The 26,008-nt window shown below is 73.0% G+C and carries 22 protein-coding genes and 1 pseudogene; 11 read left to right on the top strand and 12 right to left on the bottom strand.

Annotation, left to right across the window (positions count from 1 at the left end):
* The first annotated feature begins 8 nt into the window (after positions 1-8).
* A complete protein-coding gene (locus ACZ592_RS29005; protein WP_471584602.1) occupies positions 9-1,178 on the top strand; it encodes a steroid 3-ketoacyl-CoA thiolase in 1,170 nt (389 codons plus the stop codon).
* A 141-nt stretch (positions 1,179-1,319) separates the two neighbouring features.
* Here the strand turns inward: ACZ592_RS29005 and ACZ592_RS29000 are convergent, their stop codons facing one another.
* The 7 genes from ACZ592_RS29000 to ACZ592_RS28970 all read right to left on the bottom strand — a co-directional run bounded on the left by ACZ592_RS29000 (position 1,320) and on the right by ACZ592_RS28970 (position 9,286).
* Positions 1,320-1,775 (bottom strand): aggregation-promoting factor C-terminal-like domain-containing protein, encoded by a 456-nt coding sequence (locus tag ACZ592_RS29000; RefSeq protein ID WP_471584601.1) that lies wholly within the window; start codon positions 1,773-1,775, stop codon positions 1,320-1,322.
* A gap of 345 nt (positions 1,776-2,120) precedes the next feature.
* On the bottom strand, positions 2,121-2,996 hold the full coding sequence (locus ACZ592_RS28995) for an ECF transporter S component (protein ID WP_471584600.1): 876 nt from the start codon (positions 2,994-2,996) through the stop codon (positions 2,121-2,123).
* Complete coding sequence (locus tag ACZ592_RS28990; RefSeq protein ID WP_471584599.1) at positions 2,993-4,714, bottom strand: ABC transporter ATP-binding protein; 1,722 nt, start codon at positions 4,712-4,714, stop codon at positions 2,993-2,995. Before ACZ592_RS28990 ends, ACZ592_RS28995 begins: the two co-directional genes overlap by 4 nt.
* Positions 4,711-5,952 carry an energy-coupling factor transporter transmembrane component T gene (locus ACZ592_RS28985; protein WP_471584598.1) on the bottom strand — a complete coding sequence of 414 codons (1,242 nt, stop codon included), beginning with the start codon at positions 5,950-5,952 and terminating at the stop codon, positions 4,711-4,713. The genes ACZ592_RS28990 and ACZ592_RS28985 overlap by 4 nt, the downstream gene beginning before the upstream one ends.
* Before the next feature lie 25 nt (positions 5,953-5,977).
* Entirely contained in the window at positions 5,978-6,658 is a 681-nt protein-coding gene (locus ACZ592_RS28980) for an SCO2322 family protein (protein WP_471584597.1), read from the bottom strand.
* Positions 6,655-7,896, bottom strand: coding sequence for a prenyltransferase/squalene oxidase repeat-containing protein (locus ACZ592_RS28975; RefSeq protein ID WP_471584596.1), 1,242 nt, complete (start codon positions 7,894-7,896; stop codon positions 6,655-6,657). Before ACZ592_RS28975 ends, ACZ592_RS28980 begins: the two co-directional genes overlap by 4 nt.
* 277 nt (positions 7,897-8,173) lie before the next feature.
* Complete coding sequence (locus ACZ592_RS28970; protein WP_471584595.1) at positions 8,174-9,286, bottom strand: MBL fold metallo-hydrolase; 1,113 nt, start codon at positions 9,284-9,286, stop codon at positions 8,174-8,176.
* Between the two features lie 184 nt (positions 9,287-9,470).
* Here ACZ592_RS28970 and ACZ592_RS28965 point away from each other — a divergent pair, with 184 nt between their 5' ends.
* The 6 genes from ACZ592_RS28965 (at position 9,471) to ACZ592_RS28940 (ending at position 18,179) form a co-directional block, all read left to right on the top strand.
* Complete coding sequence (locus ACZ592_RS28965; protein WP_471584594.1) at positions 9,471-10,937, top strand: aldehyde dehydrogenase; 1,467 nt, start codon at positions 9,471-9,473, stop codon at positions 10,935-10,937.
* Positions 10,937-11,170: a ferredoxin gene (locus ACZ592_RS28960; RefSeq protein WP_471584593.1), complete on the top strand. Its 234-nt coding sequence runs from the start codon at positions 10,937-10,939 to the stop codon at positions 11,168-11,170. Before ACZ592_RS28965 ends, ACZ592_RS28960 begins: the two co-directional genes overlap by 1 nt.
* A gap of 256 nt (positions 11,171-11,426) precedes the next feature.
* Positions 11,427-14,144, top strand: a complete 2,718-nt coding sequence (gene lanKC / locus ACZ592_RS28955; RefSeq protein ID WP_471584592.1) for a class III lanthionine synthetase LanKC — start codon at positions 11,427-11,429, stop codon at positions 14,142-14,144.
* A gap of 49 nt (positions 14,145-14,193) precedes the next feature.
* On the top strand, positions 14,194-14,322 hold the full coding sequence (locus tag ACZ592_RS28950) for a SapB/AmfS family lanthipeptide (RefSeq protein ID WP_471584591.1): 129 nt from the start codon (positions 14,194-14,196) through the stop codon (positions 14,320-14,322).
* 138 nt (positions 14,323-14,460) lie between these two features.
* Entirely contained in the window at positions 14,461-16,188 is a 1,728-nt protein-coding gene (locus ACZ592_RS28945) for an ABC transporter ATP-binding protein (RefSeq protein WP_471584590.1), read from the top strand.
* Positions 16,189-16,256: 68 nt separating this feature from the next.
* Positions 16,257-18,179, top strand: coding sequence for an ATP-binding cassette domain-containing protein (locus ACZ592_RS28940; protein ID WP_471584589.1), 1,923 nt, complete (start codon positions 16,257-16,259; stop codon positions 18,177-18,179).
* Here the strand turns inward: ACZ592_RS28940 and ACZ592_RS28935 are convergent.
* Positions 18,105-18,587: pseudogene (locus ACZ592_RS28935) on the bottom strand (LuxR C-terminal-related transcriptional regulator); the annotation flags it as partial. The gene ACZ592_RS28940 and the pseudogene ACZ592_RS28935 overlap by 75 nt on opposite strands.
* A 210-nt stretch (positions 18,588-18,797) precedes the next feature.
* Positions 18,798-19,418 carry a TetR family transcriptional regulator gene (locus tag ACZ592_RS28930; RefSeq protein WP_471584588.1) on the bottom strand — a complete coding sequence of 207 codons (621 nt, stop codon included), beginning with the start codon at positions 19,416-19,418 and terminating at the stop codon, positions 18,798-18,800.
* Between the two features lie 214 nt (positions 19,419-19,632).
* Here ACZ592_RS28930 and ACZ592_RS28925 point away from each other — a divergent pair, with 214 nt between their 5' ends.
* From ACZ592_RS28925 to ACZ592_RS28915, 3 genes are read left to right on the top strand one after another with little or no spacing between them, the layout of a single operon-like run.
* Entirely contained in the window at positions 19,633-21,006 is a 1,374-nt protein-coding gene (locus tag ACZ592_RS28925; RefSeq protein ID WP_471584587.1) for a glycosyltransferase family 4 protein, read from the top strand.
* Positions 21,006-21,758 carry a class I SAM-dependent methyltransferase gene (locus ACZ592_RS28920; RefSeq protein ID WP_471584586.1) on the top strand — a complete coding sequence of 251 codons (753 nt, stop codon included), beginning with the start codon at positions 21,006-21,008 and terminating at the stop codon, positions 21,756-21,758. The genes ACZ592_RS28925 and ACZ592_RS28920 overlap by 1 nt, the downstream gene beginning before the upstream one ends.
* Positions 21,755-22,852 (top strand): prenyltransferase/squalene oxidase repeat-containing protein, encoded by a 1,098-nt coding sequence (locus tag ACZ592_RS28915; RefSeq protein WP_471584585.1) that lies wholly within the window; start codon positions 21,755-21,757, stop codon positions 22,850-22,852. The genes ACZ592_RS28920 and ACZ592_RS28915 overlap by 4 nt, the downstream gene beginning before the upstream one ends.
* A gap of 56 nt (positions 22,853-22,908) precedes the next feature.
* Here ACZ592_RS28915 and ACZ592_RS28910 read toward each other — a convergent pair whose 3' ends face one another.
* Positions 22,909-23,202 (bottom strand): hypothetical protein, encoded by a 294-nt coding sequence (locus ACZ592_RS28910; RefSeq protein WP_471584584.1) that lies wholly within the window; start codon positions 23,200-23,202, stop codon positions 22,909-22,911.
* A 140-nt stretch (positions 23,203-23,342) separates the two neighbouring features.
* Here ACZ592_RS28910 and ACZ592_RS28905 point away from each other — a divergent pair, with 140 nt between their 5' ends.
* Entirely contained in the window at positions 23,343-23,891 is a 549-nt protein-coding gene (locus tag ACZ592_RS28905) for a hypothetical protein (protein WP_471584583.1), read from the top strand.
* A gap of 54 nt (positions 23,892-23,945) precedes the next feature.
* Here ACZ592_RS28905 and ACZ592_RS28900 read toward each other — a convergent pair whose 3' ends face one another.
* Positions 23,946-24,956: an LLM class F420-dependent oxidoreductase gene (locus ACZ592_RS28900; RefSeq protein WP_471584582.1), complete on the bottom strand. Its 1,011-nt coding sequence runs from the start codon at positions 24,954-24,956 to the stop codon at positions 23,946-23,948.
* A gap of 118 nt (positions 24,957-25,074) precedes the next feature.
* Positions 25,075-25,935, bottom strand: a complete 861-nt coding sequence (locus ACZ592_RS28895; protein WP_471584581.1) for a hypothetical protein — start codon at positions 25,933-25,935, stop codon at positions 25,075-25,077.
* Positions 25,936-26,008: the final 73 nt, after the last annotated feature.

The following is a 26,008-nucleotide window of genomic DNA, read 5'->3' as shown; positions in this document are numbered from 1 at the left end:
ACGAGCCCATGGCCGCGGAACCCGTCATCGTCGAAGCAGTACGCACGCCCATCGGCAAGCGCGGCGGCGCGCTGGCCAATCTCCACCCGGCCTATCTGCTCGGCGAGACCTATCGCGAACTCCTCGGCCGCACCGGCATCCACGCCGACTGCGTCGAGCAGATCGTCGGCGGCACGGTGACGCACGCCGGGGAGCAGTCCATGAACCCGGCGCGCACGGCCTGGCTCACCATGGGGCTGCCGTACGAGACCGCGGCGACCACGGTCGACTGTCAGTGCGGCTCCTCGCAGCAGGCGAGCCACATGGTCGCCAACATGGTCGCGGCCGGCGTCATCGACGTCGGCATCAGTTGCGGCGTCGAGGCGATGTCGCGGGTGCCGCTCGGGTCCGGGTCCAAGCACGGACCCGGCAAGCCCTTCCCCGACGAGTGGAACGTCGACCTGCCCAACCAGTTCGAGGCCGCCGAGCGCATCGCCCGCAAGCGCGGCCTCACCCGCGAGAACGTGGACTCGCTCGGCCTCATCTCGCAGGAGCGGGCCGCCGTCGCCTGGGCCGAGGAGCGCTTCAAGCGCGAGACGTTCGCCGTGCAGGTGCCCACCACCGAGGAGGAGCAGGGCGCGGGGCAGGGCATGTGGCGGCTCGTCGACCGCGACGAGGGTCTGCGCGACACCACGATGGAGGGCCTCGGCCGCCTCAAGCCGGTCATGCCGACCGCCGTGCACACCGCGGGCAACTCCTCGCAGATATCGGACGGCGCGGCCGCCCTCATGTGGGCGTCCAAGCGGATGGCGCGGGCCCTGAAGCTCAAGCCGCGGGCGCGGATCGTCGCCCAGGCGCTGGTCGGCGCGGACCCGCACTTCCACCTGGACGGCCCGATCGACGCGACCCGCGCGGTGCTCGGCAAGGCGGGGATGTCCCTGAAGGACATCGACATCGTCGAGATCAACGAGGCCTTCGCCTCGGTGGTGCTGAGCTGGACGCAGGTCTTCGGCCAGGACCTGGAGAAGGTGAACGTGAACGGCGGCGCCATCGCGCTCGGCCACCCGGTGGGTGCGACGGGCGCCCGGCTCATCGCCACGGCCCTGCATGAACTGGAGCGCAGGGACAAGGAGTTCGCCCTCATCACGATGTGCGCGGGCGGCGCGGTGGCGACGGGAACGATCATTCAGCGGCTGTAGGGAACACGAAACGCCGGACGGGCGCGTGGGCCTGTCCGGCGATCGGGGATGCCGGCCCGTCCGGCGGGTGGGGACGGACTCGGCGAAGCCGGTGATGCAGAGGTGCGGGGCGGGAGCCGTTCAGGCCTGCCGGCCCGAAGCTCAGTACCAGCCGTTGGCCTGCCAGTGGTTCCACGCGCCGACAGGGCTGCCGTAGCGGTCGTTCATGTAGTCCACGCCCCACTTGATCTGCGTCTCGGGGTTGGTCTTCCAGTCGGAGCCCGCCGAAGCCATCTTCGAGCCGGGCAGCGCCTGGACCAGGCCGTAGGCGCCGGACGAGGAGTTCGTGGCGGTGTGGTTCCAGCCGCTCTCGTGGGACACGATGTTGCTGAACGCCTTGTACTGCGCCGGGTCCTTGATGATCTTCTTCGCGATCGCCTGGGCGGACGAAGGGGCGGCGGCGGGGGCGGCGGCCGGGGCGGCGGCCTTCGCGGTGGTCGGGGTGGCTGCCTGAGCGGGGGCCGCGGCGAAGACCATGCCGGAGGCGGCGACGGCGACGAGGCCGCCGGTGAGGGCCTTCTTCGGGGAAGCGATGCGGCGGATGAGCGAGGCGGGCACGGAGGACCTTCCGGTGGGGGACGGGGCGGTCGCGGCGCACGCCGTCGCACACGGAAGTGTGGGGGACATGCGACGGCGCCTTGGCCCGAGGGGGCTGTCGGCGCCGTGCGACTCGTCCAGAGAAGCAGGGCTGTTACCTCGCCGCAATGACCCTGTTTACTAGTGGAAGTCGCACCTGCGCCGAATGTCCGTCGTGTGACGTGGCTCTCACTGTGCAGGTCAGCGCATCAATTGACACATGTACGTCAAGGCGCGCGCTCTACGGGCCTCCTTCGTAGAGGACCAAAGTCCTGTGGGCCGCCTCACCCCGACGGGACCCCGATGTGACGGAGAGCAGCCGCGCCCCTACGGCTTCGGCGCCTCGAATGTGACCGGCGCCTCGAACGCGGCCCGGCGCGTGGCCCGCCGCAACGCCTTCAGGACGGCCGGCCCGAGCGCGAGGCTCAGCAGCACGGTGACGACCGCGCGGGGCAGGTCCCAGCCGAGCGAGGTCGCCAGGCAGTACGCGACGAAGCGGCCGAGGTTGTCCGTGAGCGGGTCACCCGGCACGAAGGAGACGCCGGTGGCAAGGCCGCCCAGGTAGGGCCAGCCCTGCAGGTTCATCACCGTGCCGTACAGCACGGAGGACACCGCCCCGTAGGCCGCCAGCAGCCACAGCTCGCGCCGCCCGCGCAGGGGCGGCGCACCGCCGGGCCGCAGCCGCGACCCCGGGGAGGGGCCGGCCCCCGGCAGCAGTCCCGCGCCCATGCAGACCCAGCCCATCGACAGCATCTGGAACGGCATCCACGGCCCGACCCCGCCGGTCAGCAGCGCCGAGGCGAACATCGACACCGCCCCGAGCACGAACCCGAAGCCCGGCCCCAGCACCCGCCCGCTCAGCACCATCAGGAAGAACATCGGCTCGATGCCCGCCGTGCCCGCACCCAGCGGGCGCAGCGCCGCACCGGCCGCCGCGAGGACGCCCAGCATCGCGATGGCCTTCGCGTCGAGCCCGACGTCCGCGATGGTCGCCACCACCACGGCGAGCAGCAGCGGCAGCAGCGCCGCGAAGAGCCAGGGCGCGTCCTGCGCGTGCTCGCCGAGCCCCGAGTCACCGTCCGCGAGCAGCGGCCACCCGAAGGCGACCACGCCGACGGCGCTGACCAGGGCGAGCGCGGCGATCGAACGGCGGCCCAGGCGGATGGGCCTGGCCTGCGCCCGGACCTTCGGGACGGCCCTCACGAGGACTCCTCCCCGAACCAGTCCTCGGTGCCGGCCGTGCCCGCCGTGCCCGCCGTGCCCGCCAGTGTCTGCCGCACCTGCGCCACGGTCAGCCACTCCTGCGGCGCCAGGATCTTGGTGACCTGCGGTGCGTAGGACGGCGACGAGACCACGATCTGCTCGGTCGGGCCGTCCGCGACGACCTCGCCGTCCGCGAGGATCACCACGCGGTGGGCGATCTCCGCGGCCAGTTCGACGTCGTGGGTGGCCAGCACGATCGCGTGGCCCTCGGCGGAGAGTCCCCGCAGGATCGTGGCCAGGCGGGCCTTGGCCGCGTAGTCGAGGCCGCGGGTCGGCTCGTCGAGGAGGAGCAGGGGCGGGCGCGCGGTCAGGACGATCGACAGGGCGAGCGCGAGGCGCTGCCCCTCGGACAGGTCCCGGGGGTGCGTGTCGTCCGCGATGCCGGGCAGCAACTCGCTGACCAGGGCACGGCACGTGCCGGCCGCCGCGCCCGCGTCGTCGTCGGCGGCCGCGCACTCGGCGGCCACGGTGTCCGCGTACAGCAGGTCACGCGGCTCCTGGGGGACCAGGCCGACATGCCGGATCAACTGGCGCGGGGCCGTGCGGTGGGGGACCGCGCCGCCGACGCGGACGGTGCCCGATGTGGGTTCGAGCAGGCCGACCAGGGTGGACAGGAGCGTGGACTTCCCCGCGCCGTTGCGGCCCATCAGGGCGACGGCCTCGCCGGGCGTGACGCTCAGGTCGACCCGGCGCAGCGCCTCGACCCGGCCCCGGCGCACGGCCAGACGTTCGACGAAGGCGGCGGTCGTCCCGTCGGGTGTACGTGCCGTGCGCAGCCGGGACCACCGGCCGGGCGCGGGTCCGGCCGGCGGCGCGGCCGGCGCGGCCCTGCGCGGCACGGCGCCCGCGAGCCGCTCGCGCAGCGCGCCCGCCCTGCGCCGCGCGTCCCGCACGGTCAGCGGCAGCGGCGACCAGCCGGCGAGCCGGCCGAGCGCGACCACCGGGGGAAAGACGGGGGAGCGGGCCATGAGCGCGGCGGGGTCGCCGAGCACCGGAGGCTCGCCCGGCGCACCGAGCAGCAGCACCTGGTCCGCGTACTGCACGACCCGCTCCAGGCGGTGCTCGGCCATCAGGACCGTGGTGCCCAGGTCGTGCACGAGCCGCTGCAGCACGGCGAGGACCTCTTCGGCGGCGGCCGGGTCGAGCGCGGACGTCGGCTCGTCGAGGACGAGGACCTGTGGGTGCGGGGTGAGCACGGAGCCGATGGCGACCCGCTGCTGCTGGCCGCCGGAGAGCGTGGCGATGGGGCGCTCGCGCAGATCGGCGAGGCCCAGCAGGTCGAGGGTCTCCTCGACGCGGCGGCGCATCACGTCCGGGGCGAGGCCCAGCGACTCCATGCCGTAGGCCAGCTCGTCCTCGACGGTGTCCGTCACGAAGTGCGAGAGCGGGTCCTGGCCCACCGTGCCGACGACGTCGGCGAGTTCGCGGGGCTTGTGGGTGCGGGTGTCGCGGCCCGCGACGGTCACCCGGCCGCGCAGGGTGCCGCCGGTGAAGTGCGGCACCAGGCCGCTCACCGTGCCGAGCAGCGTCGACTTGCCGACGCCCGACGGGCCGACGAGCAGCACGAGCTCGCCCTCGGGGACGGTGAGGTCGACCCCCTGGACGGTGGGCCCCGCGCTCCCCTCGTACGTCACGGAGACGTCCTCGAAACAGATCATGACGTCTCCTTCTGCGGGTCCTGCGGGTCCTGCGGGTCCTGCGGGTCCTGCGGGTCCTGCGGGTCCCGCGGGTCGTTCGTGTCCCGCCGGTTCTTCCGGTCGCTCGGGGAGGACTCGACGGGCACCGGCGCGACGAACGCGGGCAGCAGGCCGATCAGTACCGCCGCCGCGGGCCACAGCGGCAGCGTCGGCGCGGTCAGCGGCACGACTCCGGGATGCAGGGCCGCCGGGTCGTGCGACGCGGACCAGATCATCAGCCCCGCCACCGCGACCCCGGACCCGGCCACCAGCCAGGCGCGCACGCCCCACGGGTCCGGCCGGTAGCGGGTGCGCACCGAGCGCCGGCCACCGAGCCGCAGCCCCGCGAGCGCGGCGACCAGTCCGACGGCCAGGACCGGCAGGCCGTACGAGGCGCCCTGCGCGGTCAGCAGTCCGTACGTGCCGACGCAGACGCCCATCAGACCGCCCAGCGTCAGCACGGCCGTGGCCCTGCGCACCCCGGCGGGGACCGGCCTGGTGCGGCCGAAGCCGCGTGCGTCCATCGCCGCGGCGAGCGCCACCGACCGCTCCAGCGCGCCCTCCAGGACCGGGAGCCCGACCTGCAGCAGTCCGCGCAGTCCCTTGTCCGGACGGCCGCGCAGCCGCCGGGCGGCCCGCAGCCGCTGCACGTCGGTGATGAGGTTCGGCGCGAAGGTCATCGCCACGACGACGGCCACCCCGACCTCGTACAGCGCGCCCGGCAGGGTCTTGAGCAGCCGGGCCGGGCTGGCCAGCGCGTTCGCGGCGCCGACACAGATCAGCAGGCCGGCCAGGCGGATCCCGTCGTAGAGCGCGAAGGTCAGGCCCTCGGCCGTGACCCGGCCGCCGATCCGCACGCCCTTCGCCCAGTCGGGCAGCGGCACCTCGGGCAGGGTCACCAGGGTGTGCGTGCCGGGGATCGGCGAGCCGAGCACGATCGCGAAGACCAGCCGGATCGCGATGACCACGAGCCCCAGCTTCACGAACGCGCCGTACGACTTCGCCCACGGCGCCGACGTCCGCCGCGCCGCCACCACATAGCCCGCGACGCCGATCAGCATGCCGAGCAGCAGCGGGTTGGTGGTGCGGGACGCCGCGGTGCCGAGGCCGATCGCCCACACCCACCAGGCGCCCGGGTGCAGGGCGTTGCTCCGGTGCGCCTCGGGGGCGAGGCCGCGCAGCAGGAGGCCGGGCGTGGCGCTGCCGTGGTCCGTCGTCATCGTGCCGTCCGTGTCCGGGCCCGCGTCAGCCGCGCCGGCGCCGGGCCTGCCAGATCGCGGCACCCCCGAGGAGCGCGACCGCGGCGACCCCGGCGATCAGGCCGAGCGAGGGCCCGCCGCCGTCGCCGTCCTGCTCGCCGTCCGCCTGCGGGGCCGCGTCCTTCTGGCCCTTCCGCGCGCTGCCGTCCCCTGCGACCTGCTCGCCGCAGCCCGCCCTCGGGTAGCCGTCGATGGCGCACAGCAGCGCCTTGCTGTCGTAGCGCAGCGGCTTGGCGACGGAGGCGAGGGCTTCCGCGCTGGTGGCGTCCTCGGCGACCTGTGCGCAGGCCAGTCGGGGTGCGGGCGGCCGCTCGCCCTCGGGGGCGTCCTTGGGCAGGCCGAAGTCGATGACCAGGGCGACGCGCTTGCGGTCGTCCTTCTCGGGCGTGCTCGCGCAGATGTCCTTGAAGACGGCGGTGCCGCGCGGCTGGGCGGAGTCCTTGGAGCCCTCGGAGACCGAGAAGCGGAAGCCCTGCACCGCACCGTCCTCGGGGCGGGCGGTGCCGGGGCCCTGGCCGGCGTACGCCCACCGGTCGCCGTCCCGGTCCCAGAACGACCAGTAGCGGTAACCGGCGGCCTGGGCGGGGGCGGCGACGAGGAGGCTCAGCAGGGCGGCGAGGAACGCCCCGAGCACCAGGCGTCCGCGCCGCTCACGCCCTCGCCTCACAGCTGGTTCTTCTTGCGGTTGCCGCTGTACAGGAAGCCGATGCCGATGCCGGCGACCATGCCGACGCCGATGATCCACCAGATGCTGACGCCGCCGTCGTCGTCCTTCTTCTTCTCGTCCGAGCCGGAGTCGGCGGCGGACGCGGAGTCCGAGGCGGACTGCGGGGCCGGGCCCTGCGCGTTCAGCTGCTTGACGAGGTCAGCGCCGCCGAAGTCGCGGGCGTCCAGGCCGGCCGCCTTCGCGGCGAAGATCAGCTGGGAGTAGGCGGCGGGACCGGACTGCTTCGCCCAGTCCGCGGAGTTCTTCGCGAGCCACTCGGCGGACTTCTTGGCCCGGTCCTGCTGGCCCGCGGCGGCCAGGGCCAGCACGGAGTCGGCGGTGTTGCCGTAGTCCGGCTGGTCGGTGGCGCCCGGCATCGAGGACATCAGGTGGCCGTCGGTCTTGCCGAGGGTGTCCAGGAGGTAGCCGGTGCCGTTGCTCGCGGCCTGCGCGGCGGTGTCCGCCTTCGCGCACCGGGGCGCGGCGGTCTCGTTCTTCTTGGGGGGCGTCACGACGAGGCCGCGGCCGAGGCTGCCGAGCACGCCGGCCGCGGTGGCGTCGGCGTTCGGCGCGAGCTTGCCGGACTTGGCGTCGGCGAGGCCGAACGCGCCCTTGTCCTTGTCGCAGTCCATGACGAGCTTCGGCAGCGCGTCATAGGCGGACTTGTCGCTCCGGGACGTCACGTTCGTGGGGTTCTCGCCGGCCGCGACGAGCGCGCCGACGACGATGCCGGTGGAGTTCGCGTCGGTGGGCAGGCCCGGGTTGTAGCCCCAGCCGCCGTCCTTGTTCTGCACCGACTTCAGCCACTCGACGCTCTTCTTCACGGCCTTGTCCTGGCCGCCGAGCGCGGCGAGGGCCTGCACGGCGGCGGCGGTGGAGTTGCTGTCGACCTGGGTCTTGGAGTCGCACGCCTTGGCCGTGTCCGGGCGGTACGCGGCGAAGCCGCCGCTCGCGCACTGCTGCCCGGTCAGCCAGTCGACGGCCTTCGCGGCCGGCTCGACGCCCTCGATGTGCTGGGCGAGCAAGGCGTATGACTGGCGGAAGACGCCGTCGAACTTGGGGTCGGTCTTGCCGTAGAGGCCCGAGGGGAGCGCGGTCGAGGGCGACGGCTTGGCGTCGTCCGCGAAGGCGGCCGGTGCTGCGGCCGAGCCGACCACGGCGACGGCGGCCAGGACCGCTGCGCTGCGACGAACGTTCATGATGGGGCGGGTTGCCTCTCCCTGCGGGGAGCGGGGCGGCACGGACCGTGCGAGCACGGCTTCCGGGCGGCTCCGGCTCCGTATACCTCGACGGTGCCGCTCATCGGAGGTCCCGATGACGCGAGCCGGTCACGTTCCGCACCGGGCATTCCGGCTCACCGAGGCTGAGCGCTCGGCACACGGCTGCGGGTCAGCGCCGGATTTCCCGCCGGCTTCCCCCTGTGCGGACGTGAGGACGACTCACCCACTCTACCGGCCGGTTCGCGTCCGCTTCCGGTCACACCGCCACGAACGTGACCGGATCGCTGCCCGCCACCGCCTCCGCGAGGCCCAGCTTCACCAGGCGCCGCACATGGGCCTCCGCCTCGGAGACCGCGATGTTGCGCGAGCCGTAGGGGATCTCCTCCCAGGGGCGGTTCCACTCCATGCGCGTGGCGATCTGCCAGGGCGTGAGGGGTTCGGCGAGCAGTGCGCGCAGGCCCGTCAGGCGTTCCTCGTGGTGGGCGAGGAGCTCGCCGACGCGGCCGGGGGCGTCGGTGAACGCGTACTGGTGGGCGGGCAGCACCTCCGCGGGGGCCAGGCGCCCGACGCGTTCCAGGGAGTCCAGGTAGTCGCCGAGGGGGTCGCCGCCGCTCGGGCGGAGCGGGGCGTCCGCGAGGAGGTCGGTGACGGCGGCATCATCGTCGTCGGGTGCCTCGTACAGGCCGATGTGCGGGGTGATGCCGGGCAGCAGGTGGTCGCCGGAGAAGAGGCGGCCGTTGCCCGCGAGGCCCGAGGGGTGGTCCTCCTCCAGGTGCAGGCAGACGTGGCCGGGAGTGTGGCCGGGGGTCCAGATCGCGCGCAGCCGCCGGCCCGGCAGGTCGAGCAGCTCGCCCGGGGTGATGGTGCGGTCGGGCAGGGCGGGGGCGAGGCCGGGCAGGGTGCGGGAGCGGCCCTCGTCGCGGGCGCGGATCATGGGGGCGACGTGGTCCGCGGGTGCGCCCGAGGCGATGAGCTTGTCGACCATGTACGCGTACCAGCGCTCCGGCGGGTTCGAGCGGGCGCGGCGCACCACGGCCGTGTCCGCCTCGTGCATGGCGATCCACGCCCCGGAGGCCGCGCGGACCTGCTCGGAGAGGCCGTGGTGGTCGGGGTGGTGGTGGGTGATGACGACGCCGTGCACGTCCGCGATCGCGACACCGCAGGCGGCGAGCCCGGCGGTGAGGGCGTCCCAGGACGTCGGGTCGTCCCAGCCGGTGTCGACGAGGACCGGTCCGGCGCCGGTGTCCAGGAGGTGGACGAGGGTGCAGCCGAGGGGGTTGTCGGGGATGGGGACCTTGATGCTCCAGACGCCGCCGCCGTGCTCGATCACCGGAGTGCCGCTCCCGTGGGTGCCGCTCACCTGCGTCATGGGCGCCTCGTCTCTGGTCGCTGGTGCCGCCACTATAACTAGAACTAGTTTCAATGGTCGCCCAAGTCGACCGACCGGGCGGCGAGTTGCCTGTTCCCTCCGTGGACTCCTCCAACTAGAACTGGTATCAGTTCTGGAACGTCTGAAACGGTGTCAGGAAGCGCTCCGCAGGAGGCAGTCAGCCATGACCGAGCTCGTGGAACACGGACAGCTGTTCATCGGCGGGGAGTTGGTGGACCCGCTCGGCAAGGGCGTCATCGACGTCGTCTCCCCGCACACCGGAAAGGTCTTCGCCCGCGTGCCGCACGCGGCCCCCGCCGACGTGGACCGCGCCGTCGCCGCCGCCCGCCAGGCCTTCGAGCACGGCCCCTGGCCGCGGATGACCGTCGACGAGCGCATCGAGGTCATCACCAGGATCAAGGACGGCTTCGCGGTACGCCACGAGGAGATCGCCCGCGTCATCAGCTCCGAGAACGGCACCCCCTACACGTCCAGCGTGATGGTGCAGGCCCTCGCCGCGATGATGGTGTGGGACGCGGCGATCACCGTCGCCCGCGACTTCACCTACGAGGAACAGCGCGACGGGGTCCTCGGCAGACTGCTCGTGCGGCGCGAGCCGATGGGGGTCGTCGCGGCCGTCGTGCCCTGGAACGTCCCCCAGTTCACCGCCGCCGCCAAGCTCGCGCCCGCGCTGCTCGCCGGCTGCCCGGTGATCCTCAAGACGTCCCCCGAGGCCCCCCTCGACGCGTACATCCTCGCCGAACTGGCCGCCGAGGCCGGGCTGCCCGAGGGTGTGCTCTCGATCATCTCCGCGGACCGTGAGGTCAGCGAGTACCTCGTCGGGCACCCCGGCGTCGACAAGGTGTCCTTCACCGGGTCCGTCGGCGCGGGCAAGCGCGTCATGGAGGTCGCGGCCCGCAACCTGACGCGTGTGACGCTGGAACTCGGCGGCAAGTCGGCCGCCGTCGTCCTGCCCGACGCCGACGCGGCGAGTGCCGTCGCGGGCATCGTGCCGTTCGCCTGGATGATCAACGGCCAGGCCTGTGTGGCCCAGACCCGCATCCTCGTGCCGCGCACCCGCTACGACGAGTTCGCCGAGGCCTTCGCGGCGGCGGCCTCCGCGCTCAAGGTCGGCGACCCGCTGGACCCCGCCACCGAACTCGGCCCGCTCGTCGCCCAGCGGCAGCAGCAGCGCTCCCTCGACTACATCCGCATCGGCCAGGAGGAGGGCGCCAAGATCCTCGCGGGCGGCGGCCGTCCCGCCGGGCTCGACGAGGGCTGGTACGTCGAGCCCACCCTGTTCGGCGGCGTCGACAACTCCATGCGCATCGCCCGCGAGGAGATCTTCGGCCCCGTCATCTGTCTGCTGCCGTACGGCGACGAGAGTGAGGCGGTGAAGATCGCCAACGACTCCGACTACGGGCTCAGCGGCAGCGTCTGGACCGCCGACGTCGAGCGGGGCATCGACGTCGCACGCCAGGTGCGCACGGGCACGTACTCCGTGAACACCTTCAGCCTCGACATGCTCGGCCCGTTCGGCGGCTACAAGAACTCCGGCCTCGGGCGGGAGTTCGGGCCCGAGGGGTACGGCGAGTACTTCGAGCACAAGATGATCCACCTCCCGGCGGGCTACGAAGGGCGTGGTGCCTGATGGGCGACCGCTGGCACGTCGAGGTCGACCGGTCGGTCTGCATCGGCTCGGGCATGTGCGTACTCACCGCACCCGGCGGCTTCGCACTGGACACGGCCCGCCAGTCCCACCCCACCGCCGCCGAGACCGACGCCAACGAGAAGGTCCTGGAGGCCGCGGAGGGCTGCCCGGTCGAGGCGATCACGATCACCCTCGCCGACGGCGGCGAGGTCGTCTTCCCGCCCGAGGAGTAGGCACCGCCCGGCGCCGGCCCCGCGGAAAGTGGCCACTGTCCGAGAGAGAGCAACCGGCCCGCGCCCGCGCCCCGTTCACACCGGGGCGGGCGCGGGCGTCGCCATTTGTCCGGTCCGTGGGTATTCTGGGCTCTCGAACATGAGCGAACGTGACTTTACGCATGCGTTCCGCACGGCCATCCGATGACACTCGTGACTGTTCCGCCCCTCGGCGTACTGGAAATCTCAGTGCCACGCCGAGCAGGGAGGGGACACCATGGACAAGCGGTACGAGGTCTACTGTCTGGCCGACAGGTACTTCTACGAGACCCCGGACCGGCTGTCGTCCACCGGTGCCAAGGGCACCCCGGAGTTCCCGGTGGCCCGCCGCCCCGTACCCGCAGGCTGGCGCTCGGGACGTATCGGGGACTGGCTCTCCCTCGTCCCCGTCGACGACGGCGGAACCTCACTCCCCGCGCCCCAGCAGGGCTGGAAGATCCACGTCTCGGCCACCCTGGCGAACGCGGACCGGGTCGCCACGACCGTGTGGGACTACTGCGTGCCGCGCGACATCCCCTTCAAGTTCGTGCCGGCCAAGCACCTGCTGCACCTGCGCAACAGCAAGTACGCCGGACGTGACCACAGCGGCAAGGCCGTCACCATCTACCCGGCGGACGAGAAGGAACTGCACGAGATACTCGACGAGTTGGGCGAACTGCTCGACGGCGTCGAGGGTCCGTACATCCTCACCGACCTGCGCTGGCGCCAGGGCCCGCTGTACGTCAGGTACGGCGCCTTCACCCGCCGCATGTGCGACAACGGCAAGGGCACGCTGGTGCCCGCCATCGAGGACGGCGAGGGGCGGCTCGTGCCCGACCCTCGCGACCCCGCCTTCAAGGTCCCCGAGTGGGTGACCCTGCCCGCCTTCCTCGAACCGGCGCTCGCGGCCCGCAACACGACGACCGTCTCCGACCTGCCGTACCGCATCGAGAAGGCCCTGCACTTCTCCAACGGCGGCGGGGTCTACGCGGGCACCGACACCCGGGACGGCCGCAAGGTCGTCCTCAAGGAGGGCCGCCCCTACGCCGGCCTCGCCTCCGACGGCGCCGACGCCGTGGCCCGCCTCCAGCGCGAGCGGGACGCCCTCGAAAAGCTCTCCGGACTCGGCGTGGCCCCCGAGGTGCGCGACTGGTTCCTCCTGGACGGCCACCGCTTCCTCGTCATGGACTTCCTCGAAGGGTCCACCCTCAACTCCTTCTTCGCGCACCGGCACCCGCTGTGCACCAGCGAGCCGGACGCCGCCGACATCTCCGAGTACACGGCCTGGGCGCTGCGCATGCACCGGGCCGTCGAGGAAGCCGTCGCCGCCGTGCACGGGCGGGGCGTCGTCTTCAACGACCTGCACCTGTTCAACATCATGGTCGCGCCCGACGAACAGTCCGTCTCCCTCCTCGACTTCGAGGCGGCGGGCGCCGTCGGCGACAGCGGGCGCCAGATCGTCGCGCACCCCGGGTTCCTCGCACCGCCGGACCGCACCGGCACCGACATCGACCGTTACGCCCTGGCCTGCCTGCGGCTCGCCCTCTTCCTGCCGATCACCTCGCTGCTGTCCATAGATCGCGGCAAGGCCGCGCACTTCGCGCAGGTGATCGCGGCCGAATTCCCCGACGTACCGGAGGAGTTCCTGGCCGAAGCGGTGGCGGAGATCGAGCACGGCGGGCGCGGGGCCGACGGGCACGAGCGGGCGCCGGTCCGCGACGCGGGAGTTACGGAGGCCCTGGAGGAGGGTGTCCTGAAGGGGGGCGGGACCGGCGCCACCACGCGCACACCGGGGGCGGCGGCCGCACCGCTGGTCGACCCCGCCGACTGGCCCTACAGCCGGGACTCGATGGTCAAGGCCATCCTCGCCTCGGCCACCCCGGACCGCGACGACCGGCTCTTCCCCGGCGACATCGCCCAGTTCACCGAGGGCGGCGGACTCGGCCTCGCGCACGGCGCGGCCGGCGTACTGCTCGCCCTCGCCGAGAGCGGCGCCGAACGGTACGAGGAGGGCGAGCGCTGGCTCCTGGAGCACACCGCGCCCGCGCCCACCGGCACCCCGCTCGGCCTGTACGACGGACTGGCCGGCATCGCCCACGTGCTCGACCGGCTCGGCCACCGCACCCGCGCCCTCGACCTCGTGGACCTCGCCCTCAAGGAGAACTGGCAGAAGCTGCCCTCCGACCTGTACGGCGGCCTCGCGGGATTCGGCCTCGCCCTCGACTCGCTCGCGCAGAGCACCGGCGAGAGCACCCTCGCCGAGCACGCCCGGCACGCGGCCGAGCTGATCGCCGAACGCCTCACCGCCGAGGACACCGGGAACACCCCGAAGATCGGGCGGCGCAGGGCGGGCCTGCTGCGCGGCGCCACCGGCCCCGCGCTGCTCTTCCTGCGCCTGCACGAACGGACCGGCGGCCCCGGACTCCTCGACCTGGCGGGCCACGCCCTGCGCACGGACCTCGCCCAGTGCGTGACCCAGGAGCGGGACGGCAGCCTCGCCGTGAACGAGGGCTGGCGCACCATGCCCTACCTCGGTGACGGCAGCGTCGGCATCGGCATGGTCCTCGACGACTACCTCGCCCACCGGGACGACCCCGCCTTCGAGGCGGCACGGCCCGGCATCCTGGCCGCCGCGCGCTCCCGCTTCTGCGTGCAGCCCGGCCTCTTCCAGGGCCGGGCGGGCCTCCTGCTGCACGTCAACCGCAGCACCACACCGGACATCACGCCCGAGGACATCGGCGCGCAGATCGAGGAACTCGGCTGGTTCGCCATGTCGTACGCGGGCCAGCTCGCCTTCCCCGGACACCAGATGTTGCGCCTGTCCATGGACCTGAACACCGGGACGGCCGGCTGTCTCCTCGCCCTCGCGGGCGCACTCGGCGACGGCACGGCACACGTCCCCTTCCTGCCGCCCCTGCGGCCCCAGAGCCGGTCCCGCGCTTCAGCGGGGTCGTGACAGCACCCCATCAGGGGATCTCAACTCCCCGAAGAGAGAGGGAACTTTCATGGCACTTCTCGACCTGCAGAGCATGGAGTCCGACGAGATGACCGGTGGCGGCGGCGGTGGCGGCGGCGGCAGCCTCGCCAGCCTGCTCCTCTGCTGGAGCGACGCCAGCGTCATCCTTTGTCTCTGATACCTGACCGCACCTGAGCGGTACGGACAGGAAGGCCCGGGCGGCACCCTGCGAGGGGCCCGCCCGGGCCCACCGATTCCCCCACCGCAATGCTTGAGCGAGCCACGAGGACGACGAGGCGACGGAGACCCGTACCGCATGGCGACGACGACCCCCCGTCCGCGGCACCCCGCAGCGGCACCACGCCTGCTGGGCGCGGCGGCCCGGTACAGCGCGGCCCGCTGCACGGTTCTCGCGCTCTGCGCCGTCGCGGGATCGGCCGCGACCCTGCTCCTGCCGCTGGCGATCGGCCGCGCCCTGGACGCCGTCCTGACCGGGTACCTGACCGGCAAGGACGACCCCGACACCACCCGCTGGATCCTCACGTGCGCCGCGCTGATCGGCGCGAGCGCCCTCCTGGACGCCGTCGACGGCGTCCTCACCGGCACCACCAACGCCCGCACCACCGCCTGGCTGCGCGGTCGCGTCGTGCGCCACGTGCTGGGCGTCGGACCCCGCACCACCGCGCGCTTCGCCCCCGGCGACCTGGTGGCCCGCCTCATCGACAACGCGGCGCACGCGGGCATCGCGCCCGCCACCTTCGCCGCGCTCCTGGCCGCCCTGGTCACGCCCGTCGGCGCCATCGTCGCCCTGGCCCTCATCGACGGCTGGCTCGCCGTGGTGTTCGTCGTCGGGGCACCCGTCCTCTTCCTGCTGTTGAGGACGTTCGTGCGGGTCTCCTCCGACTGCGTGGCGCGCTACCAGACGGTGCAGGGAGACATCGCGGGCCGCCTGAGCGAGGCGATCGGCGGGGCACGGACCATCGCCGCGGCCCGCACCGAGGACAAGGAGGCGGCGCGCGTCCTGCACGCGCTGCCCGAACTCGCCCACCAGGGCCACCGCATGTGGCGCGTCCAGGGCCGCTCCCAGGCGCAGGCCGTCGCCGTCGCGCCGCTGCTGCAGATCGCGGTCGCCGCGGTGGCCGGGCACCTCGTGCTCCAGCAGCGCATCAGCGTCGGCGACCTGCTGGCCGCGACCCGGTACGCGGTGCTCGCCACCGGTGTCGGCATGCTCGTCGGACAGCTGGGCGGCCTGGTCAGGGCGCGCGCCGCGGCACGGCGCCTGGAAGAGGTACTCGCCGAACCCGCCACCCTGTACGGCAACGAGGAACTCCCCCGCGAGGGAGGCCTCTTGGAACTGCGCGGCGTCAAGGCGGCCCGCGGCGGGCGCACCGTCCTCGACGGCATCGACCTGACCGTCCCCGCGGGCGGCACGGTCGCCGTGGTCGGACGGTCCGGTGCGGGCAAGTCCCTGCTCGCCGCCGTCGCCGGGCGGCTCGCCGACCCCGACGAAGGGGACGTACGCCTCGACGGCGTCCCGCTGACCGCGCTCGGTCGCGAAGAACTGCGCCGCGAGGTCGGCTACGCCTTCGAGCGGCCCGCGCTGCTCGGCGAGACCCTGGAGGACACGATCGGCTTCGGAGCGCCCCGCCCGGCACAGGACCGCATCCGCGCGGCGGCCCGGGCCGCCCGCGCCGACACCTTCGTCACCCGCCTGCCCGACGGCTACGCCACCCGCTGCGCCGACGCGCCACTCTCCGGCGGTGAGGCCCAACGCCTCGGCCTGGCAAGGGCGTTCGCGCGTGGCGGGCGGCTCCTGATCCTCGACGACGCGATGTCGAGCCTGGACACCGTGACCGAACACCACATCGCCGAGGCCCTGCTCCGCCACACCCCGCACCGCAGCAGGCTGATCATCGCCCACCGCGCGGCGACGGCGGCCCGCGCGGACGCGGTGGCCTGGCTGCACGAGGGCCGGATCCGTGCGGTGGGCACGCATGCCGAGCTGTGGGAGCGCCCCGAGTACCGGGAGGTGTTCGGCGCGTGAGGCCGACACCGTCCGGCGGGCCGGCACCTGCGGCGGGCGCCGGACCCCGGGGCCCGTACCGCCGCGGCGTGCGGTTCCTGTGGCGCAGGTGGCCCGTGGTGCTGCGGCTCGCGATCTGGTCCGTGCTGGAGACCGGGCAGACGTTCCTCACCGGATACGCCCTCGCGCACGCCCTGGACGACGGGTTCCTGGACGGCCACGAGGCGGTCGGCCTCGGCTGGCTCGGCGCCGCCGCGCTCGGCGTGGTCATCGCCGCGTACGGCACCGGGCAGGTGTACCGCGCGGTCGCCGACCTGGTGGAACCCTTGCGGGACACACTGGTGCGCCAGGTCGTGGGCCGGGGGCTGCGGGACGCGGACGGCGCCGCGGTGTCCCGCCTCACCCAGCAGGTGGAGATCGCCAGGGACACCTTCGCGGGCCTGGTGATGGTGTCCCGCTCCTTCGTGTTCACGGCGGCGGGCGCGCTGGTCGGCCTCTTCTCGCTGGACCCGCTCCTCCTCCTGGTGGTCGCGCCGCCGCTCCTGGCCGGCATCGGCCTGTTCGTCGCGACGCTGCGCCCGCTGGCCCGGCGGCAGGAGGAGTTCCTGGTCGCCGACGAGCACCTGGCGAGCCAACTGGGCGTGGTGGCACCGGGGTTGCGGGACGTCGCGGCGGCCGGCGCCGAGCGGGGCGTGGCCGATGACCTCGACGGGCGGGTCGCCACGGAGTACGCGGCGGCCGGCGCCCTCGCCCGCTGGGGCATCCTGCGCACCGCGGCCCTCGCGACCGGCGGCCAGCTCCCGCTCGTGCTCCTCCTCGCCACGGGCCCCTGGCTCCTGGACAACGGCGTGACCCCCGGCGCCCTGGTCGGCGCCCTCGCCTATGTCACCCAGGCGCTGCTCCCCGCCCTGCACAACCTGGTCCACGGCCTGGGCGCGAGCGGCTCCCGCCTGGCGATCGTTCTGCGCCGTCTGACGTGGGACGCGCCGACGGCAGCCGTGGACGACTCAGCCGACACGGCAGACACGGCAGACACGCCTGACGTAGGCGACACGGAGATCCGGGGCGAGAGCGTCACGGAGAGCGGCGGCGTCCCGGACCAGGAGGTGCCCGCCCTCCACCTCGCCTCCCTGACCTTCGCGTACGGCCCGCACGCCGAGCCCGTCCTGCGTGACCTGGGGCTCTCCGTCGCCCGTGGTGAGCATCTGGCCGTCGTCGGGCCCAGCGGGATCGGCAAGTCCACGTTGGCCGGAATCGTCGCGGGGCTCCTCGAACCGGACGCGGGAGACGTGCGCGTCGGCGGGCTGCCGGTACGCGGCGGGGACGCCGTGGGGCGGCGGGTGCTCATCCCGCAGGAGGCGTACGTCTTCACCGGGACGCTCCGCGACAACCTGCGCTACCTGCGGGCGGACGACGTCCCCGGGCCCGAACTGCTCGCCGCCGCCGAGGTCATCGGCCTGACCCCGCTCCTGGAGCGGCTCGGCGGCCTCGACGCGGAGCTGGCGCCGGGGGAACTCTCGGCGGGGGAGCGGCAGTTGATCGCCCTGACCCGCGCCTACCTCTCGTACGCCCCGCTGGCGCTCCTGGACGAGGCGACCTGCCATCTCGACCCGGTCGCCGAGTCCCGAGCCGAGCGGGCCTTCGCGGCCCGTCCCGGCGGCACTCTCGTGGTGATCGCCCACCGCATCAGCTCGGCCCGCCGGGCCGACCGCATCCTGGTGATGGACGGGGCGCACGCCCTGTGCGGCCGGCACGACGAGCTGATGGAGCGGTCGCCTCTCTATCGGGACCTCAACGGCGCGGGCGAGTGGGGGGAAGGGAGCACGGGCTCCCACCCACCGGGGGGTGCGGGCTCACACCCACCCCTCGCCCTGCGAGATCCGTATCGCGTCGATCCTGTTCCGCGCCCCGGTCTTGCGGGTGATCGCGGCCATGTAGTTGCGCACCGTTCCGTTGGACAGATGGAGGCTGTTCGCGATCTCGGCGACCGACGCACCACCGGCGGCGAGTGAAAGGACACTCAACTCCCGTCGGGTGAGCGGCATTTGCGCCGCCTTGAGAAATCCGAACCCCAGTGAGTCGTCGACGAATCGCTGACCGGCGGCCACCTGCCTTATTCCGGCGAGCAGCCGTTCCGGCGCGCTCGCCTTGTTCACATAGCCGAGTGCGTCCGCTTCCGCGGCGCGCCGCAGCTGGCCGGGCCTGTTCGCGGTGGTGAGCACCAGGACCCGGCAACCCCTCCCCAATGCCGACGGCCCGGTCAGCTCGCCGAGCGGCGTGTGCGCGTAGGTCGCCTCGTCGTCGAGGTCGACCACGCACAGGTCCGGTCGTACGCTGCGTTGACGGCCGCGGGCGTGCGACCACGGCGCGTGGAACACCTCCAGATCCGGCTCGCGGGCGAGTTGTTCCGCCAGAGCCATTCGCAACAGACAGGCGTCGTGCACGAGAAGAACCCGGATCACGCTCTGCCCCTCCAGCCCCCCGCTTCCGGTTGCTCCGTTCAAGCACGAAGACCATTCATAGCGGTGAGTACCCCCGTCGTGACGCAGAGAACTGGCCAAGGGGGAGTCGGGGGGCGCATTTGCCATACGACTGTGCGCCCCCTGTGCGTCGCACAGACGGCGGATGTTTTATGCCGCGGGCTCCGCCGTCAGGTCGATCAGACGGCAGACCGTCTCGATGTCGATCTTCACCTGGGCGATCGAGGCCCGGCCCGAGAGCCAGGTGATCAGTGCCGAGTGCCAGGTGTGCTCGATGACCCGCACCGCGGAGAGCTGCTGCGCGGTCGGCGTCTGCGTCAGCCCCATCGCGTCCAGGATGATCGCCGTCGTCAGACGCGAGACCGTGTCGACCTCGGGGCTCACCGAGCGGTCCGCGAAGGTCAGGGCCCGCACCATCGCGTCCGCCAGGTGCGGCTCGCGCTGCAGCGCGCGAAAGGCCCGCATCAGCGTCTCGGCGACCCGCTCCGCGGGCGTCTCACCGGCCGGCGGGCGCTTCCTGAGGGTGGTGTGCATGTGCTGCAGCTGGTCCTGCATGGTGGCGACCAGCAGATGGACCTTGGAGGGGAAGTAGCGGTAGAGCGTGCCGAGGGCGACGCCGGCGGCCTCGGCGACCTCCCGCATCTGCACGGCGTCGAAGCCGCCCCTGCTGGCCAGTTGGGCGCTGGCGTGCAGAATGCGGCGGCGACGCGCCTCCTGGCGCTCGGTGAGGGGCGGTGTCGCCGGGTTCGCCGCCTTGGCTTCCGCTGTCATGTCGATGCCCCTTTGAAAACGCCTCCCGAGATCGCACAGCATGGCAGGGAGCCCGTCGTGGCGCGAATCACCTGATCCGGGCCTTACACCTCGCCTACCTGCCGGTAGATTCAGAGCTCGTTCAGCGATCATTCAACGATCAAGTCTGAAACTTGTTCTAGATTACCGTCCCGGCGTAACCTCGCGGAGAACCGCAGGAAGAAGGGGGCCGAGAGTGACCGCTGAGGCCATGGAGGCAGGTCCCCGAAAGGGCGCCGGAGCCGACGGCGAGCGCCCGCTGCGCATCGCTCTCCTCACGTACAAGGGGAACCCGTTCTGCGGGGGACAGGGCGTCTACGTACGCCATCTCTCGCGCGAACTCGCCCGGCTCGGCCACAGCGTCGAAGTCATCGGCGCGCAGCCCTACCCCGTCCTCGACGAGGGCGAGGGCCTGGACGGCCTCAAGCTCACCGAGCTCCCGAGCCTGGACCTCTACCGCTCGCCCGACCCCTTCCGCACCCCGGGGCGCGGCGAGTACCGCGACTGGGTCGACGCCCTTGAGGTCGCGACGATGTGGACCGGCGGCTTCCCCGAGCCGGTCACGTTCAGCCTGCGGGCCCGGCGCCACCTGCGCGCCCGGCGCGGCGAGTTCGACGTCGTCCACGACAACCAGACCCTCGGGTACGGCCTCCTCGGCGACCTCGGCGCGCCCCTGGTCACCACGATCCATCACCCCATCACGGTCGACCGGCGCCTCGAGCTGGACGCCGCGCCCGACTGGCGGCGCCGCGCCTCCGTCCGCCGCTGGTACGCGTTCACCCGCATGCAGAAGCGCGTCGCCCGCCGCCTGCCCTCCGTCCTCACCGTCTCCGGCACCTCGCGCCAGGAGATCGTCGACCACCTCGGCGTCCGCGCCGACCGCATCGGCGTCGTCCACATCGGCGCCGACACCGGACTCTTCGCACCGGACCCGGCCGTCCCCGAAGTGCCGGGGCGGATCGTGACCACCTCCAGCGCCGACGTCCCCCTCAAGGGCCTGGTCCACCTCGTCGAGGCGCTCGCCGAGGTCCGCGCCGAGCACCCCGGCGCCCACCTCGTCGTCGTCGGCAAGCGCGCCGAGGACGGGCCCGTCGCCCAGGCCATCGAGCGCCACGGCCTCCAGGGTGCCGTCGAGTTCGTCAAGGGCATCACCGACGCCGAGCTCGTCGACCTCGTACGCTCCGCGCAGATCGCCTGCGTCCCCTCGCTGTACGAGGGGTTCTCGCTGCCCGCGGCGGAGGCGATGGCCACCGGCACCCCGCTGCTCGCGACCACCGGCGGCGCGATCCCGGAGGTCGCGGGCCCCGACGGCGAGACCTGCCTCGCGGTCCCGCCGGGCGACGCGGGTGCGCTGGCGCTCGGCCTCAAGCGGCTGCTCGGCGACCGGGAGCTGCGGGCCAGGCTCGGCGCGGCGGGACGCGCGCGCGTTCTCGCCAAGTTCACCTGGGCCCAGGCCGCCAAGGGCACCGCCGACCGCTACCGCGAGGCCATGGCCCGCGCCGCGGCCACGAACACCGGCCGCACCGCGGCCACCACGACGTACTCGACGCACTCCGGGAGCCATCGCTGATGCTGACCGTCGACTTCACCCGCTTCCCGCTCGCCGCGGGCGACCGCGTGCTGGATCTGGGCTGCGGCGCGGGCCGGCACGCCTTCGAGTGCTACCGGCGCGGCGCGCGGGTGGTGGCCCTCGACCAGAACGCCGAGGAGATCCGCGAGGTCGCCAAGTGGTTCGCCGCGATGAAGGAGGCGGGCGAGGCGCCCGCGGGCGCGACGGCCACCGCGATGGAGGGCGATGCGCTGAACCTCCCCTTCCCCGACGAGTCGTTCGACGTCGTGATCATCTCCGAGGTGATGGAGCACATCCCCGACGACAAGGGCGTCCTCGCGGAGATGGTGCGCGTCCTCAAGCCCGGCGGCCGCATCGCGGTCACCGTCCCGCGCTACGGCCCCGAGAAGGTCTGCTGGGCCCTGTCCGACGCCTACCACGAGGTCGAGGGCGGCCACATCCGCATCTACAAGGCCGACGAACTCCTCGGCCGGATGCGGGAGTCGGGCCTCAAGCCGTACGGCACCCACCACGCCCACGCGCTGCACGCGCCGTACTGGTGGCTCAAGTGCGCGTTCGGCGTCGACAACGACAAGGCGCTGCCCGTGCGGGCCTACCACAAGCTGCTCGTCTGGGACATCATGAAGAAGCCCCTCGCGACGCGCGTGGCCGAGCAGCTGCTCAACCCCGTGGTCGGCAAGAGCTTCGTGGCGTACGCGACCAAGCCGCACCTCCCCAAGGCCACGGCCGACGCCGCGGCGGCCGCCAAGTGACGAGCCCGGAGCGGACCGAACACCTCGTCCTGCCGGGTGTCCTGACGGCCGATCAGGCCACCGCGACGGTGCGCGGCATCCTCGCCGTGCAGCGGGAGGACGGCGCGATCCCGTGGTTCCGCGGGCACCATCTGGATCCGTGGGACCACACCGAGGCGGCCATGGCGCTGGACGCGGCGGGCGAGCACGCGGCCGCCGAGCGCGCCTACGACTGGCTGGTGCGTCACCAGAACGCGGACGGCTCCTGGTACGCCGCGTACGCGGACGGGGACCCGCAGGACGTCACCGACCGCGGTCGTGAGAGCAACTTCTGCGCCTACCTCGCGGTCGGCGCCTGGCACCACTACCTCTCCACCGGTGACGAGGCGTTCCTGGAGCGGATGTGGCCCGCCGTGGTCGCCGCCGTCGAGTTCGTCCTGGCGCTGCAGCAGCCCGGCGGGCAGATCGGCTGGAAGCGGGAGTCGGACGGCACGCCCGTCACCGACGCGCTGCTCACCGGCTCCTCCTCCATCCACCAGGCGCTGCGCTGTGCGCTCGCCATCGCCGAGCAGCGCGAAGAGCCGCAGCCCGACTGGGAGTTGGCGGCCGGCGCCCTCGCGCACGCCATCCGCAGCCACCCCGAGCGCTTCCTCGACAAGAACCGCTACTCGATGGACTGGTACTACCCGGTGCTGGGCGGCGCGCTGACCGGCGCGGCCGCCAAGTCCCGTGTGGAGGAGGGCTGGGACCGCTTCGTGGTGCCAGGCCTCGGGGTGCGCTGCGTGGTGCCCAACCCGTGGGTCACCGGCGGCGAGAGCGCCGAACTCGCCCTCGCCCTCTGGGTGTTGGGGGAGTCGGACCGGGCCCTGGAGATCCTGCAGTCCATCGGGCACCTGCGCGACGAGGAGTCGGGACTGTACTGGACGGGTTACGTCTTCGACGACAAGGCGGTCTGGCCCGAGGAGCTCACCACCTGGACGGCGGGCTCGCTGCTCCTCGCGGTGGCGGCGCTCGGCGGCGACGAGGCGACCTGCGCCGTCTTCTCCGGCGAACGCCTGCCGCGCGGCCTCGACCCGGACCGCTGCGACCCGGACTGCTGCGACTCGCCCCGGTAGCGCGTCGCAGCAGCCGTCCGTCGGCGGCTCAGTGACAGCCGCTCAGGGGGAGAGGCTCAGTACCGGCGCAGCCGTCCCGCGACCGCGTGACCGACGAAGAGGTACACGACGGCCGCGAGGCCGTAGCCCGCGACGACCCTCGCCCACTCCGCGTCGAACGTGAACAGGTCGTGCGACCAGCCGGCGAGCCACCGTGCCACGTCGTGCACGAACTGCACGAGGTCGTTGGCGCGGTTCGCGTCGAGCAGATACATGAGGATCCACAGGCCGAGAATGACGGCCATGATGTCGGCGACGAGGGCGATGACCCTCGCCGCCGTGCTGCCGTGTGCGTGCCGTGTGGGAGACATGGAACCCGCATACCTCGGAAAGTGCCGTTGAAACCCGTACGGGCCCGCCCCGGTGGCGGCGCCCCGCCACCGGGGCGAGGCTGCGCAGGAGGACCGCGCCCCCGCGCGGCCCGCTCAGCTCACGTCTGGAGGCCGTTGTCGTGCCCAGTCCCGTATCCGCCCGCCGTGCCGGTGTTTCCCTGGTCCTGTGCTGCACGCTGTTCGCGGGCGCGACGGCCTGCAACGACGAGGACAAGGCCAGTGCCGCCTCGACGCCGAGCGCCTCCAGCTCCGCGGAGAAGCAGAAGTTCGCCAAGACCCGCTTCGTGGCCAACGCGGGGCTCGCCGCCGGGGCGACCTACCAGTGGATCGTGAAGCCCTACCGATCGGGCAAGTTCAAGAAGGGCGCGGACGGCCGGAAGTTCGCCCTGATCAAGGCGGGCCTCGCGGGCGCGTTCACGTACAACAGGCTGAAGGCCGCGACGAAGAACGCGCAGGGCGACCCGACCCTCGCCAAGGCGGTGGCCCCGCTGACGGCGGGCATCGACGCCCTGAAGGACCTGCCGTCCAAGCTCCGCAAGGGCGACTCGACGGACTCGGTCGTGAACTCCTTCGACGACATCATCAAGAACGTGAAGGGCGCGGGGAAGGACGCGGGCGCCGAGGTCAAGGACAAGGTGCCCTCGGCGGGTGAGCTGACCAAGAACTGAGCTGACCGAGACCTGAGCGGGCCGAGACCTGAGCGGGCCGAGAACTGGGCGCGCCTACGAGTTGAGCTCGGCCAGGACCCGCAGCGTGTGCGGGTCCTGGCCGAGCACGAGCAGGTCCGTCACCGGGCCCTTGCGCCACAGCTCCAGGCGCTCCGCGATGCGGGCGCGCGGCCCGACCAGGGAGATCTCATCGGCGAAGGCGTCGGGTACGGCGAGGACCGCTTCTTCCCTGCGGCCCGCGAGGAACAGCTCCTGGATCCGCCGGGCCTCGTCCTCGTACCCCATGCGTGCCATCAGGTCGGCGTGGAAGTTGCGTGCGGAGTGCCCCATCCCGCCGATGTAGAAGCCGAGCATGGCCTTCACGGGGAGCAGGCCCTCACCGACGTCGTCGCAGACCGCGGCCCGGACCATGGGGGCGATCAGGAAGCCCTCGCGGACGTCGGTGAGCGAGGCCTCGTACACGTCCGTCCGCAGCGGCGACCAGTACAGCGGCAGCCAGCCGTCCGCGATCCGGGTCGTCTGCGCGATGTTCTTCGGTCCCTCGGCGCCGAGCAGGACCGGCAGGTCGGCCCGGAGGGGGTGGGTGATCGGCTTGAGGGCCTTGCCGAGGCCGGTGCCGTCCGCGCCGCCGTAGGGGTGGGAGTGGAAGCGTCCCGCGAGCTCCACCGGGCCCTCGCGCCGCAGGACCTGGCGGATCACCTCGACGTACTCGCGCGTCGCGGTCAGCGGCGACCTCGGGAAGGGGCGCCCGTACCAGCCCTCCACCACTTGCGGTCCGGACAGCCCGAGGCCGAGCATCATGCGGCCGCCGGAGAGGTGGTCGAGGGTGAGGGCGTGCATGGCGGTGGTGACGGGGGAGCGGGCTGCCATCTGTGCCACGGCCGTGCCCAGCCTGATCCGCGAGGTCTGCGCGGCGATCCAGGTCAGCGGGGTGAAGGCGTCCGAACCCCAGGCTTCGGCGGTCCATACGGAGTCGTAGCCGAGCCGCTCGGCCTCCTGGGCGAGGGCGACGTGGCCCGGGTCGGGGCCGCGCCCCCAGTATCCGAGTGCGAGCCCGAGCCGCATGTGTCCTCCCGGTCACCAGTATTCTGACGGTCCGTCAGTTGTCTGCCGGGTGGTGACTGTACGACAACGGCCCCCCGCCCGGAAGGGTGGGGGGCCGTTGTGGCTGTCGTGCGTGGGGTCAGCCGCGCTGGATCCCCGTGGTGTCCTGCAGCACGCCGCGACGGCCGTCCTGCGTCTGGGCCACCAGGCCCGGGCCGCGCTGCTCGACGGCCAAGTACCACGTGCCGGGTGCCAGTTCGGCGATCGGCGTGGGCGAGCCGTCCTCCGCGTACAGCGGACGCGGCACCGGCACGGCGAACCAGAACGGCGAGAAGTCACCGGCCGGCTGCGCCTGTGCGGGCGGCGGGGTGTGCCCGGCCTGCGGCTGCGGCTGGCCACCGAAGGGCTGGCCGCCCTGCGGCTGGGCGCCACCGTACGGCGCGCCCGGCTGCGGCTGGCCCGCGCCGGCGCCCGGGTAGCCGTAGCCACCCTGCGGCTGGCCGCCGTAGGGCTGCGGGGCGGCCGGACGGGGGGCGCCCATGAGGGGCGCCTTCAGGGCGGGGACGACCAGGGTCGCGACGGCGCCCGCGGCGAGCACCAGCGCGGCGATCAGGCCGAGGATGAGGCCGATGCCGGCGTCGGGCGACTCGCTGCGGCCGCCGAAGGCCTCGAAGAGGAAGCCGTAGGACTGGTCGACGTCGAAGATCGCGCCGAGCGAGCTCCACGCGGCGGCGATGGTGAAGGCCACCCCGAGCTGGCCGAGGTCCAGGCCCACGACCTTGCGCTGCTGCGGCAGCGCCCGGCCCACGACGATGAGCGCGGCACCGATGATGCCGAGCAGGTACACGCTGAGCAGCAGGTTGCCGTTTTCCCAGGCGTTCGGCAGCTTCGAGCTGTCGCCGCCGTCGGCGTCAAGGGTGTCGAGGAACGAGGCGATGAAGAGCAACACCGCTGCTCCGATCACCACGCCGTCGCCTCGAGTGAGGGAGCGGAAATTCACTTCAGGTCCTTCGTCAGTCGTCTCGTCAGTGGAGGCGTCGCTGTCGCCGTAGTCGCGTTCGTGTCGCGGTGCG

It is taken from the genome of Streptomyces sp. NPDC040622 (genome assembly GCF_055593965.1).
The sequence above is the reverse complement of the archived record's forward strand: the minus strand, read 5'-3'. Positions and strand labels throughout refer to the sequence as shown.

Excerpts from the sequence above, each read along its gene's own strand:
- ACZ592_RS28985 (WP_471584598.1), bottom strand. The coding sequence starts at position 5,952 with ATGACGACGGACCACGGCAGCGCCACGCCCGGCCTCCTGCTGCGCGGC.
- ACZ592_RS29005 (WP_471584602.1), top strand. The coding sequence starts at position 9 with ATGGCCGCGGAACCCGTCATCGTCGAAGCAGTACGCACGCCCATCGGC.
- lanKC (WP_471584592.1), top strand. The coding sequence starts at position 11,427 with ATGGACAAGCGGTACGAGGTCTACTGTCTGGCCGACAGGTACTTCTAC.
- ACZ592_RS28975 (WP_471584596.1), bottom strand. The coding sequence starts at position 7,896 with ATGAACGTTCGTCGCAGCGCAGCGGTCCTGGCCGCCGTCGCCGTGGTC.
- ACZ592_RS28950 (WP_471584591.1), top strand. The coding sequence starts at position 14,194 with ATGGCACTTCTCGACCTGCAGAGCATGGAGTCCGACGAGATGACCGGT.
- ACZ592_RS28910 (WP_471584584.1), bottom strand. The coding sequence starts at position 23,202 with ATGTCTCCCACACGGCACGCACACGGCAGCACGGCGGCGAGGGTCATC.
- ACZ592_RS28900 (WP_471584582.1), bottom strand. The coding sequence starts at position 24,956 with ATGCGGCTCGGGCTCGCACTCGGATACTGGGGGCGCGGCCCCGACCCG.
- ACZ592_RS28930 (WP_471584588.1), bottom strand. The coding sequence starts at position 19,418 with ATGACAGCGGAAGCCAAGGCGGCGAACCCGGCGACACCGCCCCTCACC.
- ACZ592_RS28990 (WP_471584599.1), bottom strand. The coding sequence starts at position 4,714 with ATGATCTGTTTCGAGGACGTCTCCGTGACGTACGAGGGGAGCGCGGGG.
- ACZ592_RS28965 (WP_471584594.1), top strand. The coding sequence starts at position 9,471 with ATGACCGAGCTCGTGGAACACGGACAGCTGTTCATCGGCGGGGAGTTG.
- ACZ592_RS28960 (WP_471584593.1), top strand. The coding sequence starts at position 10,937 with ATGGGCGACCGCTGGCACGTCGAGGTCGACCGGTCGGTCTGCATCGGC.
- ACZ592_RS28970 (WP_471584595.1), bottom strand. The coding sequence starts at position 9,286 with ATGACGCAGGTGAGCGGCACCCACGGGAGCGGCACTCCGGTGATCGAG.
- ACZ592_RS28945 (WP_471584590.1), top strand. The coding sequence starts at position 14,461 with ATGGCGACGACGACCCCCCGTCCGCGGCACCCCGCAGCGGCACCACGC.
- ACZ592_RS28920 (WP_471584586.1), top strand. The coding sequence starts at position 21,006 with ATGCTGACCGTCGACTTCACCCGCTTCCCGCTCGCCGCGGGCGACCGC.